Genomic DNA, 13,290 nt, shown 5'->3' with positions numbered 1-13,290 from the left:
GAAGATGTTAAAACAAATTATACCTTTAGGGGTCGCTATTGCATTGGCAGGTTGTGGTTCTTCATCAGACAGTGACAGTTCAGAATCTGTTGCAGTGAGTGAAATTGCTACATCTTCTTCTGTGAGTTTTTATGTATCTAATTGGCAATCACCACAGGGCACGCTTAATGTTTTAGATAGCGATGGGGTGGTGCAAGAATCAATTGAAGTCGAAAACATCAATACTGCGAGTGTAAGTGTAACTCCACTTACTTTTAATAGTTTTGAGTTTATACCTAGCGATACAGCTCTACCTTGTCCGCGATTTACAGGGTGTGGCAGAACTGTGCGTGGTGATGTAAATGACTTAAACGCAAACCGGTTAATCGACTACCAAGAATTGACAACCGTTACCCTTAATTACAAAGCGGATGCATTTAGTGCACCGGGTGTAAATAAGGTTTATTTATCGCCATTGAGTAAAGCAATTACAGAAGAAGGCTTTAGTGCTACACAGGCGAGTTTATCAGCCACGCCTTTTTATCATTTAACGCACAGTAATTTAAATGCAAGTGTTGAAGCAGAAATGGTGACAAATGCCTTCACCTACGCGGCAATTTTAGCTGGTGTTGCTGATAGTTCGTTTAGTGTTGAAAGTGCTTTTAATGCATTTACTAACTTGGAGACTGACCAGCAAGCATGGCAAGATTACAGCGACTTAGCAGCGCAGTATGTTACAGACAACTTATTTAGCGACCAAGGTAATGCTTTGCTGAAAAATGTAGCTGGTCAAGTTAAGCAAACGATTGCAAGTGTAACTACATTTGCAAATTGGCAGGCTCGCTCAGCAGAAGTGCAAAGCTTAGACTCAAGAGAGTTACTTGTTGATACGCGAAATATAATTGGTGTTGCAAGACTTCAAGAAAAAAGCTATTCAGATGAATTAGAAGCAAAATTTACTGAGCTTGAAGGTGCGTTTGATGAAGATACACAAAGAACCCTTGATGCACTTAGTAATGCTTTAAACGAAGTTATCACAAATTATTCACCACTAGCTGATGGCTCTACACCATCAGGGCAATATAAGCTTCGTGATTTAGATATTGATTACAACCAATCACCTTATACTTGGGCTATTACTGGCACATATGATGAGTTACCTATAACCATTGATTTATCAATTCCAACTTTCAGAGTAAGTGGTGTATTAGGTAATAAAATCGAAGGTGTAATGAGCGCAACGGTCACAAATGGTACTACGGTATTAAGTGTGGATGTAAGTGAGTTGCTGATTGAGTTTGATGGCATAGATGCTCAAAGTGAATTAAACCCAGAAGCCGATACGGGTATTACACAGGTAACCACCAACGTAATTATCAATAAAGCCGCGGGTAAACTCGAAGGTGATTTATCAGTAAACTTAAATCGTTTTGTTAATTCACTAGGTGAGGAGTCAACCACGTTATCTACTTTTGATTTTAATGGTGATTACGTAAGCGACATTCAAAACACTGCATTTCATATCACAGCAGTAGAGGCTTCGCCTTTTGTTGGTGAAGATAATGACGATTTAGCATTTACTTTTGAATTAGATTTTCCATTGAGTGGTGCAAGCGATTTTAAATTTGCGTACGTAGGCGATGTGGAAAACTTATCAGAACTTACCTCTACAGATATATTTGTTAGCATACAAAATCGCGCGTTAGATTTACGTATTCGTGATGTTAGTGGCAACATTAATCTAATAGCGAAAGGCGAAAATGGACGTTGGTTAGATGTAAAGCAAAAGGGCCGTAATTACAGTGGCGGTTTATATTTTGGTGATACTAAACTAGCTGATGTTACTGCAGTGCGTGGTATTCCTGGTGTTTTATTTCCAAATGGTGAGTTTGAGTCGTTATTTTAACCATTAGATTAAATAATTAAAAACTCAGCATATGTCTTACAGCTCAGCGCTTTTTGCGATGAGTGAAGTGTTTTTATAACTATTCGAAATCCGGTATTAGTTTTTTAGTATCGGATTTTTTAATGTTTGTTATATTAGTTAAATGCGCCTGAATCGAGGTAGCTGCCAATCCCGAGTGTAAACATCCATAGCCCCCATAAGCTGTGTTCAATAACACACACGACCGTTGAGCGGCTTTGTGCGTAGGTATACGCAAACAGTAAACCGCCCAAAAAGGCTAAGGCTACTGCAATCCAATTTGCATACACAATATGCGCCAGCGCAAATACACTCGCACTGACTACAATACGCACTGCTTTTTTTGGCATGATGCGTTTATAACGATGAAAAAAATACGTTCGGAATATTAATTCTTGAGGAATAACCGACAGTATTGGATACAGCACCAGCAGTAAAAGCCAATCATTAAACGAGTTACGGGGAAGGGTAAACCAGTTGCCTTGATGAATAATCCCGTAAAACATGCCTGAGAACAGCGCACCTAAAAAAAAGAAGCTAAACACACGCCTTTTAACAGCAGAAAATTGCCCAAGGCTTGTGAGTCTAAACCGTTTAAAATGGGGATCGCCTAGTAGCAACATACAACACACACTCATAAGTATAATAAGCGCAGGGATAAGCCAATTAGCTAAATGCTCGCGTAATCCAAAACCCAACAAGGGCAGCAATATAAAAATGAGGGTAAATTCAAACCAGCGGTATTGATTAGCGTTCAAGGTCGTCTCAACTTGCTTTTTTTAATAAGCTAACAAGCTAAGACGACACTTTTATGACGAGGGGGCTTACTTTGCTGTTTCCTCTTCATCAGGGAGATATTTGTACAAGGCAATAATGGTGGCAAAAATGCTTACAAAAGTAATACCCATTAAACCAAACACTTTAAAGTTAACCCAAAAGTCGAGCGAAAAATTATATGCAATATAAATGTTTAGTGCTGCGATGCCAGCAGTAATTACAACCCACATTAAATTAAGCTTATCCCATAATGGTTCTGGGACAACAATGGCTTGTTTTGTATCATTAGCGTTTTCGAGGATTGAGCTAAGCGCTTTTTTAACGAGATTTTTATTAAGTACATAACGGCTAACAAGTAACGTTAAACTTAAACCTGCATATATCAGTGTTGCTTTCCATTTAATGTATTGCTCATCATGAAGTACCAGCGTTAGCGTACCAAACACGGCAGCAATGCCAAAAAATATCCAATGACGAGTAGGTACATTGCCATGTTTAAAGTAGCTATAAGCAACTTGAATAAGCGTAGTGGCCATCAATAAACCGGTAGCCCAATAAATATCGACGAGTTTAAACACTGCAAAAAACAGTATGAGTGGAATGTATTCAATTAATGCGTGCATATACTACCTAAATTATACAAAAAAGAGTCAAAGGCTTTTTACCACATAAAGCTTAGCAACTACAAGGTTGACTTGTTGCCCTGTAACCCTTAGCCTGCGTGGCTTTATTACCAATTTGGTTTGGTATTTTTCATATCATCATATTCCCACGCTTAACCAACACTGATTTGGCGTGTATTTAGGAGCCTAGAATGAATAAAGCAGAACTCGTTGCTGCCATTGCACACAAAAGTGAATTAACAAAAAAAGATTCTCAAGCGGCACTTTCAAGCTTGCAAAAAGTCATTACTAAATCGCTTTCTGAGGGCGATCAAGTTCAAATTAATGGCTTTGGTACCTTTGCGCTAAGTTATTACCCAGCGCGTACTGGGCGTAACCCACAAACAGGGGCTGCAATTGAAATAGAAGGCGCAAATAAAGCGGTTTTTAAACCAGCTAAGGCGTTAAAAGATCTGCTTTAAATAGCATTACTTAGCTTGGTCGTTGATTGAGCTTTGCGTGGAGTTATTAAACATAAAATTATGGGCTTTGCCCATCAAGCCAACAAGTTGTGCGTCTACAAAATAAACATAATGCCGAGCGTTAGTTGTAGGCGTTGAGCTTGCTCACGCGAGAAGCGAAGCTTCTGTATTTAAATCACCAAGTAGCAAAGCTATGTCTGATCTATGTAGTTTTTTCATCCCTTCTAAATGATTTACATGGCATTATAAATCCCACTTAAATTAACTCCTTTATTTTCAATCACTTGTTGTCGGCACGCATCGTGCTTTTTTGATTGTGTATTTTAAATATACCTTTTAAGAAAATAAGGAGATCTCAATGAGTACATTACAAACAAGCACACGTTTACAAGGCAAAAAAATCGCAATTTTAGCCACTGATGGATTTGAGCAAAGTGAGCTTTTATCTCCACGCAGCGCATTACTTGATGCTGGTGCAAACATCGAAATAGTATCAATTAAAGAAGGCCAAATTACTGGCTGGGATGAAGACAAGTGGGGCGATAAAGTAACAGTAGATAAACTAGTTACAAACGCGGATCCTGCTGATTACGACGCGCTTATGCTTCCTGGTGGTTTATTTAATCCAGACAGTTTACGCCAAGATAAAGATGCTAAAGCATTTATTGATGGATTTTTTGGTGCAGAAAAAAACAAACCCGTTGCTGCTATTTGCCACGCACCGTGGTTGTTAGCTGAAATTAATAAATTGCGCGACCGCACTATTACTTCTTTTCCTAGTATTAAAAGCGATTTAATTAATGCAGGTGCTAATTGGGTTGACCAAGAAGTATGTGTAGACCAAGGTTTGGTAACAAGCCGAAGCCCAGCTGATTTAGAAGCATTTAATGCTAAATTTATTGAAGAGATTTTAGAGGGTAAACACCAAGCTCACTAATTTGCTTTTAAAAAACAAAAAAGGGCATTTAATTGCCCTTTTTTAATGCGTAAATTTACACTTTTTATAATGCGGTTGCGGCTTTCATTTCACTAACAAATGCTTTTAACTGCGTTGTCATTGCGTCTAAATCGTTAAGGTTAGCTTCAATAATTTTAACTACAGCAGAGCCTGAAATAGCACCTGCTGCGCCTGCATTAAGAGCCGCTTTTACATCATCTGGCGTTGAAATACCAAATCCTAAAAGAGCAGGAGCTGCATGGTATTCTTTTAATTTAGTAACAATATTACCCGCTGGCATTTGTGCTTTAGTATCGGTACCGGTAACACCTGCGCGCGATAGTAAATACGTATAACCACGACCGTAAGAGGCGCATTGGCGAAGTGTGTCATCATCTGCATTAGGTGTTGCTATAAAAATTGGGTCTACACCGTTATCCATTGCCGATTTTCTAAATATTTTAGATTCATGCAGAGGCACGTCAGCCACTAAAATAGAGTCTACACCTACCGCTTTTGCATCTTTATAAAATGCTTCTATGCCGCGCTTAAAAACTAGGTTTGAGTAAAGCAATAATCCAATTGGAATATCGGCGTTATACTCGCGTATCTCTTTAATAACATCAAAGCAATCTTGCGTGTTAATGTGCACATCAAGTGCGCGAATATTGGCTTTTTGAATTACAGGACCATCCGCAATCGGATCAGAAAACGGAATACCAAGCTCAAGTGCATCAGCGCCGCCGTCAATTAGGCTTTTTATAATCGCAACACTTTGCTCTTTACCTGGGTCGCCAATTGTTACAAATGGTACAAATGCACCTTGTTTTTTCTCGTTAAGCGCTGCAAACATTTTGCCGTAACGATCCGTTTTTACTTGGCTCATAGCTGACCTCTTTCAGATAGTACATTGTGAACGTGTGCTAAATCTTTATCGCCACGACCACTTAAATTAATAACTAAAACGCTTTCCTCGGTTTGCTCTTCTGCATACTTAAGTGCATAAGCAAGCGCATGGCTTGATTCAAGCGCCGGAATGATCCCTTCGTTTTTAGCAAGTGATTGAAACGCATCAAGCGCTTCTGTATCTGTGATACCCACGTATTGCGCTCGACCGGTTTCGTGTAAAAATGCGTGCTGAGGACCAACCGCAGGGTAATCAAGACCCGCTGATACAGAGTAAGACTCTTCAATTTGGCCATCGTCGTTTTGCATAATGTACGTGTAAGTACCGTGTAATATACCTTTAGTGCCTTTACAAATTGTTGCACCGTGCTCATTTGTATCAAGCCCTTTCCCAGCAGGCTCAACACCAATTAATTTAACGCCTGGCTCGTCAATAAAGTCGGTGAACATACCAATTGCGTTTGAACCACCACCAACACAGGCAATTACAGCGTCAGGTAAACGACCTTCGGCTTTAAGTACTTGTTGTTTAGCTTCTTCACCAATAACTTTTTGATACTCACGTACAATTGTTGGGAATGGGTGAGGACCCGCAGCTGTGCCTAGTAGGTAGTGCGCGTCTTGATAATTAGCTGACCAGTCACGCAGGGCTTCATTTACTGCATCTTTTAATGTGCCAGAACCCGCTGTTACCGGAATAACCTCTGCGCCCATTAACTTCATTCTAAATACGTTTGGTTGCTGACGTTCAACGTCTTTTGCGCCCATATAAATTCGACATTTTAAACCCAGTAATGCACATGCAAGCGCGGTTGCAACGCCGTGTTGGCCTGCGCCTGTTTCAGCAATTACTTGTTTTTTACCCATGCGCTTAGTAAGTAACGCTTGGCCAAGTACTTGGTTGGTTTTATGTGCGCCGCCGTGTAATAAGTCTTCACGCTTTAGATACAGTTTTACTTTTGGGTTTTTAACTAAATTGCGCGTTAAAGTAAGTGGGGTAGGACGACCCGCATACTCGTTTAATAATTTACTTAGCTCAGCCTGAAACTCAGGATCTTTTTGTGCTTTGTTAAATTCGTTTTCTAACTGCTTAAGCGCAGGGACAAGTAACTCGGGTACAAACATACCGCCAAACTCGCCAAAATAAGCTGGATTTTGCATTTTAACCTCAATAATTTCTGATGCTTGTAAAAGCATTATGTAATTTGTTAGGGCACTTTTTACCCGCAGATTCTTCAACGCCTGAGTTTAAATCAAGGCCTAAGGCACCTTTAAAAAGCGCATCTTTAATATTGTCTGGATTTAAGCCTCCAGCGAGCATAAACGGAGTGGTTGCATCATGAAGCACCGACCAATCAAATGCTTTACCTGTACCGCCAGCTTGTGTATCGCTGTGTGTATCGTAAAGGTGTCGGTCAACGCCATTTACAGGCGTTGGCAATGCATCTTTTATTGCTTGGGCTTTCCAAATCTCGCAGCCGGTAGGTAACTGTGTACGCAACTGAGCGATGTAATCGTCACTTTCTTGACCATGTAATTGAACTGCCGCCAATTTTAGCACACTTGCGTATTGAGCAACTTGATCAATTGGGGCATCTACAAACACACCCACAAAATTAAGCGGGGCACTTTGGCTAAGCTCTTTTGCGCAATCTAAATCAACATAGCGTGGCGATTTAGGATGAAAAATTAAACCCCCGTAAATAGCACCGTTTTGATATGCCGCTTGTGCATCTTTGGTACGTGTTAAACCACATACTTTATTGTCACCTAAAATAACACGGCGACATGCTTGCTCTAAATCACGCTCGCCCATAAGTGAGCTGCCAATTAAAAAACCATCGCATAATGGAGCTAAACGTTTTACGTCTTGATGGGTGTAAATACCCGATTCCGAAATAACCACTTTATCAGCCGGAATAAGTTTGCGTAGCTTTTCGGTAGTGGCTAAATCGGTGCTTAAATCGCGTAAATCACGGTTATTAATACCAATAATTTGTGCATCAAGCGCAAGTGCACGGTGTACTTCTTCTTCATTACTTACTTCGGTTAATACCGACATATTCAGAGAATCGGCAACTGCGTGCAGTGCTTTATAGCTTTCGTCATCGAGTACTGAAAGCATCAGTAATATAGCGTCACCGCCGTAAATACGCGCCATATATACTTGGTACTCATCTATAAAAAAGTCTTTACATATAAGCGGTTGTTCTACTTGGCTGCGCACAAATTCGAGGTAGTCAAAACTGCCTTGAAAATATTTAGCATCAGTTAAAACGCTCATGCAGGTGGCGTATTTTTTATAAACCGATGTGATTTCGGTTAAATCAAATGGCTCTCTAATTAACCCTTTTGAGGGCGATGCTTTTTTACACTCTAAAATAAACTGTGTACCTGGAGCGGCTAATGCTTTGTAAAAGCTACGGCTTGTAGGCACTGCAAGGTGTTTAAAGCTTTCAAGCGGGCGTGCGGCTTTACGCTCAATTAGTTCTAATTTTTTATCAGCAACAATTTTGTCTAATACATTAGCCATTACTTACCTCAATAATTGCATTTAGTGTGTTCATGGCTTGCCCTGAACTTAATAATGTTTGTACTTGCTTTGCCCCTTTTTTTAACGTTTCTGCTTTACCTGTTAGGTATAAAAGGGCAGCTACGTTAACCACAATGGCAGCATTATGTGCATCTGTGCCTTTGCCTTGTAAGATGGCAAGGCTAGCATTTGCGTTGTATTGTGGGCCTTCACCAGCGAGTTGTTCAAGTGAATAGTTTGCAAGGTCAAAGTCGCTTGGGTTTAGTGTGTACTGTGTAAGCTCGCCATTATTCAGCTCAACTACCGTTGTTGGACCGTGTAGAGCTATTTCGTCAGTGCCCGAGCCGTGAACAATCATAGCGCGCTTTGTGCCAAGGGTTTTAAGTGTTTGTGCCATTGGCATACATAACGCTTCATTGTACACACCTAACAATTGCACATCAGGTGCTGCTGGGTTAGCAAGCGGGCCTAAAATATTAAAAATAGTGCGTGTTTTAAGCGCTGTACGCACGCCCATCGCATGGCGTACGCCACTGTGATAGTGCGGTGCAAACAAAAAGGTAAAATTGGTTTGCTCAAGGCATTTTGCTGCCTGCTCTGGGCTCATATCTATATTAATTCCCAGCGCTTTTAGTAAGTCGGCAGAGCCTGAATTACTCGATACACTGCGATTACCATGTTTTACCATGTTAATACCGGCAGCAGCGGCAACTATGGCTGCTGTTGTGCTTATATTAATTGTGTTTGAGCCATCACCGCCAGTGCCACAGCTATCAGCAAGTTGTGTACTGCTGGTAGTAAAAGCAACAGCGTTTTCGCGCATTGAGGCTGCAGCACCTGCTATTTCATCGCTTACTTCGCCTTTAATTTTAAGGCTTATTAGTAGGGCGGTTAGCTCAATCTCGCTCATGTTACCTTGCATTATTTCATCAAACAGTGCTTTGGCGTCTGCGTAGCTTAATGATTGCCCTGTAATTAGTTGTTCAATAGCGTGTTGAACATTTATGGGTTGTTCTGGTTGTGTACTCATAATGTCCTCTATTATTTGGCACGTGTTAAGTAAGCGACACTTTGCTGAAGTAGCATTGCGCCGTTTGGCGTCAGTATTGATTCTGGATGAAATTGATAACCCAATGCGTTGTCATCATGATGATAAATAGCCATTGGGATATCTTCATACTGGGCAATAACCTTTATATTACCAGGCACTTTTGTTGCCATTAATGAATGGTAACGTGCTACAGGCATTGTATTGCCCATACCATCAAATACAGGATGTTCGCCTAAATTAATAATTGAAGACTTACCATGTACGGTTTCACCCGCGTGACCGATTACTCCGCCATAGCTTTGTGTTAACGCTTGTTGGCCTAAACAAATGCCTAGCATTGGGAAGTGGCCTTTAGAGAGCTCAATAAGCTCCATTAAACAGCCTGCATCGCTTGGTGTTCCAGGGCCAGGCGAAAGTACTAATAGTACTTGGCCTTGCTCTTGGCGCATTTTATTAAAAATAACCTCAGCGCTAATGTTGTTTCTGTAAACAACAAGTTCGCAGCCAAGCATCGTAAGCTCATCAACTAAGTTATATGTAAATGAGTCAAAGTTATCTAAAAAATAGATTTTAATAGGATTCGCTTTACTCATTTTATACCGCCTTATACGTAGATTTTATGGCGGTGATAACCGCTTGTGCTTTAGCGCGAGTTTCGTTTGCTTCTGAAATAGGATCTGAGTCAAACACTACACCTGCACCTGCTTGCACGTAGGCTATGTTATTTTTAACAAAAGCAGAGCGAATAACAATACAACTATCCATTGCGCCATCACCGGTTAAGTAACCTACAGCGCCGCCATAACTGCCACGGCGCTTACCTTCTGTTTGACGTACAAGCTCAGCAGCACGTACTTTTGGTGCACCAACAAGGGTGCCCATGTTCATACACGCTTGGTAAGCATGCAGTGCATCAAGTTCTGGTTTTAGTGTGCCAACAACGCGTGAAACTAAATGCATTACCTGTGAATAGCGGTCTACTTTTAATAACTCTTTGGCAAAACGAGTACCTGCAACACTAATGCGGGCTACGTCGTTACGGGCTAAATCGACAAGCATTAAATGCTCGGCGCGCTCTTTTTGATCGTTTCTTAGTTCCAGCTCAATGCGGCTGTCTAAGTCGGGGTTTATTTGCCCATTAGCAAATTTGCCACGTGGGCGAGTGCCAGCAATTGGGTAAACTTCTACTTGCTGATTACTTACGTCGTACTTAAGGGCCGACTCAGGAGACGCGCCAAATAATGCAAAGTCTTCATCGCGCATATAAAACATGTAAGGGCTTGGGTTTTGCTTTTTAAGCTGGCTATACGCATGTAAAGAATCAGGGCAAGGTAGTGAAAATGTACGCGACGGCACTACCTGAAAAATATCGCCATCTACAATGTTCTTTTTAAGCTTAACAACTTGCTCGCAATACGTTTCGTCGCTTATATCAACGCTTACTTCACATTCGCCACTTTGCATATCCGCACTAAATTCTGCTGCGTTATCGCAAAGCGTATTTAACCGCTCAAGCTCTTTACCTACTTCAAAGCAGTTAGCGTGTACGTCTGGGCCATTAAATACATTGCCAATGAGTTCGGTTGTTTGCTTTTGATGATCAATAACAACTAAGGTTTCGGCTAAATAAAATACGTAATCTGGGCAGGTGTTTTCGCCATCAGGTACATCACTTAATTGCTCAAAGTTTGCCACCATGTCGTAGGCAAACACACCGCCTAAAAATACCGAAAACGGATTTTCGGTAGTGCTTTGAATACTGTTAATACAGGTACGAAGAGCGCTGAAAGCGTTATCGGCAACAAGCTTACTTGCTTCGTCTATATCGCTGCTGGTGTCTTGGTAGTTAAGTGTAAGCGTTGTGTCGTTTAATTGTGAATCACAGCTCTTAACATTTGCTTGTAAGTAGCTTAATAATTGCTTGCCGTTATTAGATTGTGCGCTAACAGTTACCGTTTTACCCTTACATACAATGCGCAGTGCGCTATCAACTAAAATTAAACTTTTTACACTGTCTTTAGAATCAATCTCAGCCGATTCAAGCAGTAGTGAGTTAGGCTTATCAAGTGCCGCGTATAATGCAAGAGGGCTACTAATATAGTCGCGTGCTTGCGTAATGCTTGTTACTTCGCCTGGTGTGGTAGTTATATGACTAAAAATCAAACCTCATTCCCTCAAAAAATTAAACCCCGCAGTGCTTTTGCAATGCGGGGTTTGAATAACGATATCTAAATTACAAACAGATCATTACCGTCCCGCTATATCAGGCGCCACCACCAACGATGTGTAAGAGTAAGACCGTTATTCATGTTTTTCTGCCTCAAAATTTATTAAATATTGTTAACGTATATGTTTCGTAAAATTTAGTTATAAAAAAACCCGCATAGTTGCGGGTTTTGAATTTTTGCTAGACACGACAATTCATCACCCGAAAATTACGAGTGCCACCACCAAATAGTGTTTAAGTTTGAATTGATCATTATTGTTAATTCTTAATGTGTCTGAAAGTGGCTACAGTAAAACGTATCTTATGCTTTTGTGTCAAGTGTTTATTTAAAACAATTTAGTCAAAAAAGTTGTTATACTTACATAAACACCAGTAACCCCTAATTTTAAGCAGTTTTCTTTTGATAAAATACGATTTACATAGCCATACTACACATTCAGACGGGCGTTTGACGGTTGAAGAATTATTGCATCGCGCTGTTGATAAAAATATTGATGTGTTTGCTATTACCGATCATGACACTGTGGCGGCTATTAAGCCTGCTCAGCAATTTATTGAAGCAGAAAACTTACCGCTTTCATTAATAACGGGTACCGAAGTGTCTACCAAATGGGAAAGCTTCGAAATTCATATTGTAGGTTTAAATATTGATATTAATAATATTGACCTTACTTCTTTATTAACGGCTCAGCAGCAAAAGCGAGAAGAGCGTGCACTAGAAATTGGCGCACGCCTTGCAAAAAATGGCTTTGATGGCATTTACGAGCAAGCTAAAGAGCTGGCAAAAGACGCGCAAATTACGCGCGCACATTTTGCACGCGCTCTTATTGAGCGCGGTGTAGCTAAAAATTTCCCGGGTGTTTTTAAAAAGTACTTAGGGCGCGGCAAAACAGGCTATGTACCTAGTTGCTGGTGCACCATGCAAACCGCTGTAGAGGCAATACATGCTGCTGGTGGTGTTGCTGTACTTGCGCACCCAAGTAGCTATCAAATGTCAAACAAGTGGCTACGCAAATTATTAGTAGAATTTAAAAGTGTAGGAGGAGACGCAATGGAAGTTGCACAACCTCAACAGGCGCCAAGCGAACGTCAATTTTTAGGTGAACTCAGCCGTGAGTACGAACTACTTTGCTCGCAAGGGTCTGATTTTCATTTTCCGACAAGCTATTTAGAGCTTGGCAAAAATTTATACTTACCGAAAGACTGCCAAGGTGTTTGGCAAGTTTGGGAAGGACAAGAAGGGGCATTAACTTGAGTCAATTATTCCATATTCATCCTGATAACCCGCAACCAAGATTGATTAGTCAAGCCGTTGATATTATTAAACAAGGCGGTGTTGTTGTTTACCCAACAGATTCGGGCTATGCCATTGGCTGTAACATTGGTAATAAGCAAGCCAAAGAGCGCATAGAGCGTATTCGTGGTATTGAAAAAAACGATAATTTTACGCTAGTTTGCCGTGATTTATCGGAGCTATCTACTTATGCACGTGTAGATAACCAGCTATTTAGATTAATTAAAAATAATACGCCAGGGCCTTATACCTTTATTTTTAAAGGCACAAAAGAAGTCCCTAAGCGTTTATTAAACGACAAGAAAAAAACCATTGGCATGCGTGTAATTGAACACCCAATTGCTTGTGCGTTACTTGCCGAACTTGGCGAGCCATTAATGTCGTGTTCTTTAATTTTACCCGGGCAGCAGTTTACTGAATCTGATCCGGATGAAATATTAGAGCGATTAGATAAACACGTTGATTTAATTATTCACGGTGGCCATTTAGCCGAGCAAGCAACCACAGTAATCGACTTGTCGGAAGATGAAGTTAAAATATTGCGTGTTGGCTGTGGTGATACAAGCCCGTTTGAGTAA

13 protein-coding genes are annotated in these 13,290 nt (G+C 40.6%); 5 read left to right on the top strand and 8 right to left on the bottom strand.

From position 1 onward, the window contains the following. Positions 1 to 4 precede the first annotated feature (4 nt). Positions 5 to 1,885: a hypothetical protein gene (locus tag H5092_RS07330; protein WP_182733215.1), complete on the top strand. Its 1,881-nt coding sequence runs from the start codon at positions 5 to 7 to the stop codon at positions 1,883 to 1,885. Positions 1,886 to 2,019: 134 nt separating this feature from the next. On the opposite strand, the gene H5092_RS07325 is transcribed toward H5092_RS07330, so the two are convergent. Both H5092_RS07325 and H5092_RS07320 read right to left on the bottom strand, forming a co-directional pair. After that, positions 2,020 to 2,661 (bottom strand): CPBP family intramembrane glutamic endopeptidase, encoded by a 642-nt coding sequence (locus tag H5092_RS07325; RefSeq protein WP_002961594.1) that lies wholly within the window; start codon positions 2,659 to 2,661, stop codon positions 2,020 to 2,022. Positions 2,662 to 2,727: 66 nt separating this feature from the next. Further along, entirely contained in the window at positions 2,728 to 3,303 is a 576-nt protein-coding gene (locus tag H5092_RS07320) for an inner membrane-spanning protein YciB (protein WP_033028426.1), read from the bottom strand. Positions 3,304 to 3,494: 191 nt separating this feature from the next. Here H5092_RS07320 and H5092_RS07315 point away from each other — a divergent pair, with 191 nt between their 5' ends. Together H5092_RS07315 and H5092_RS07310 are read left to right on the top strand one after the other, a co-directional pair. Beyond that, entirely contained in the window at positions 3,495 to 3,764 is a 270-nt protein-coding gene (locus H5092_RS07315; RefSeq protein ID WP_007375441.1) for an HU family DNA-binding protein, read from the top strand. Between the two features lie 358 nt (positions 3,765 to 4,122). Continuing rightward, positions 4,123 to 4,701 (top strand): type 1 glutamine amidotransferase domain-containing protein, encoded by a 579-nt coding sequence (locus H5092_RS07310; protein WP_024595007.1) that lies wholly within the window; start codon positions 4,123 to 4,125, stop codon positions 4,699 to 4,701. 64 nt (positions 4,702 to 4,765) lie between these two features. Here the strand turns inward: H5092_RS07310 and trpA are convergent, their stop codons facing one another. The 6 genes from trpA to H5092_RS07280 are packed head-to-tail and all read right to left on the bottom strand — an operon-like array spanning position 4,766 to position 11,354. After that, a complete protein-coding gene (gene trpA / locus H5092_RS07305; RefSeq protein ID WP_024595006.1) occupies positions 4,766 to 5,587 on the bottom strand; it encodes a tryptophan synthase subunit alpha in 822 nt (273 codons plus the stop codon). Continuing rightward, the gene (trpB, locus tag H5092_RS07300; protein ID WP_002961582.1) at positions 5,584 to 6,768 is read right to left on the bottom strand and encodes a tryptophan synthase subunit beta; all 1,185 of its coding nucleotides are present in this window, start codon (positions 6,766 to 6,768) and stop codon (positions 5,584 to 5,586) included. Before trpB ends, trpA begins: the two co-directional genes overlap by 4 nt. A 7-nt stretch (positions 6,769 to 6,775) precedes the next feature. After that, the gene (gene trpCF, locus H5092_RS07295) at positions 6,776 to 8,140 is read right to left on the bottom strand and encodes a bifunctional indole-3-glycerol-phosphate synthase TrpC/phosphoribosylanthranilate isomerase TrpF (protein WP_002961581.1); all 1,365 of its coding nucleotides are present in this window, start codon (positions 8,138 to 8,140) and stop codon (positions 6,776 to 6,778) included. Further along, positions 8,133 to 9,170, bottom strand: coding sequence for an anthranilate phosphoribosyltransferase (gene trpD, locus H5092_RS07290; protein ID WP_039489971.1), 1,038 nt, complete (start codon positions 9,168 to 9,170; stop codon positions 8,133 to 8,135). The genes trpCF and trpD overlap by 8 nt, the downstream gene beginning before the upstream one ends. Positions 9,171 to 9,181: 11 nt before the next feature. Then, a complete protein-coding gene (locus H5092_RS07285; protein WP_182194407.1) occupies positions 9,182 to 9,784 on the bottom strand; it encodes an aminodeoxychorismate/anthranilate synthase component II in 603 nt (200 codons plus the stop codon). Position 9,785: 1 nt separating this feature from the next. Continuing rightward, entirely contained in the window at positions 9,786 to 11,354 is a 1,569-nt protein-coding gene (locus H5092_RS07280; protein ID WP_182733214.1) for an anthranilate synthase component 1, read from the bottom strand. Between the two features lie 464 nt (positions 11,355 to 11,818). On the opposite strand from H5092_RS07280, the gene H5092_RS07275 reads away from it, so the two are divergent. Both H5092_RS07275 and H5092_RS07270 read left to right on the top strand, forming a co-directional pair. Beyond that, on the top strand, positions 11,819 to 12,673 hold the full coding sequence (locus H5092_RS07275; protein ID WP_138488940.1) for an RNase RNM: 855 nt from the start codon (positions 11,819 to 11,821) through the stop codon (positions 12,671 to 12,673). Further along, the gene (locus tag H5092_RS07270; protein WP_002961576.1) at positions 12,670 to 13,290 is read left to right on the top strand and encodes an L-threonylcarbamoyladenylate synthase; all 621 of its coding nucleotides are present in this window, start codon (positions 12,670 to 12,672) and stop codon (positions 13,288 to 13,290) included. The genes H5092_RS07275 and H5092_RS07270 overlap by 4 nt, the downstream gene beginning before the upstream one ends.

Origin of the sequence: Pseudoalteromonas sp. SR41-7 (genome assembly GCF_014163935.1) — a bacterium.
Lineage (GTDB): Bacteria > Pseudomonadota > Gammaproteobacteria > Enterobacterales > Alteromonadaceae > Pseudoalteromonas > Pseudoalteromonas distincta.
The sequence above is the reverse complement of the archived record's forward strand: the minus strand, read 5'-3'. Positions and strand labels throughout refer to the sequence as shown.

Excerpts from the sequence above, each read along its gene's own strand:
- H5092_RS07330 (WP_182733215.1), top strand. The coding sequence starts at position 5 with ATGTTAAAACAAATTATACCTTTAGGGGTCGCTATTGCATTGGCAGGT.
- H5092_RS07310 (WP_024595007.1), top strand. The coding sequence starts at position 4,123 with ATGAGTACATTACAAACAAGCACACGTTTACAAGGCAAAAAAATCGCA.
- trpCF (WP_002961581.1), bottom strand. The coding sequence starts at position 8,140 with ATGGCTAATGTATTAGACAAAATTGTTGCTGATAAAAAATTAGAACTA.
- trpD (WP_039489971.1), bottom strand. The coding sequence starts at position 9,170 with ATGAGTACACAACCAGAACAACCCATAAATGTTCAACACGCTATTGAA.
- H5092_RS07285 (WP_182194407.1), bottom strand. The coding sequence starts at position 9,784 with ATGAGTAAAGCGAATCCTATTAAAATCTATTTTTTAGATAACTTTGAC.
- H5092_RS07315 (WP_007375441.1), top strand. The coding sequence starts at position 3,495 with ATGAATAAAGCAGAACTCGTTGCTGCCATTGCACACAAAAGTGAATTA.
- trpB (WP_002961582.1), bottom strand. The coding sequence starts at position 6,768 with ATGCAAAATCCAGCTTATTTTGGCGAGTTTGGCGGTATGTTTGTACCC.
- trpA (WP_024595006.1), bottom strand. The coding sequence starts at position 5,587 with ATGAGCCAAGTAAAAACGGATCGTTACGGCAAAATGTTTGCAGCGCTT.
- H5092_RS07320 (WP_033028426.1), bottom strand. The coding sequence starts at position 3,303 with ATGCACGCATTAATTGAATACATTCCACTCATACTGTTTTTTGCAGTG.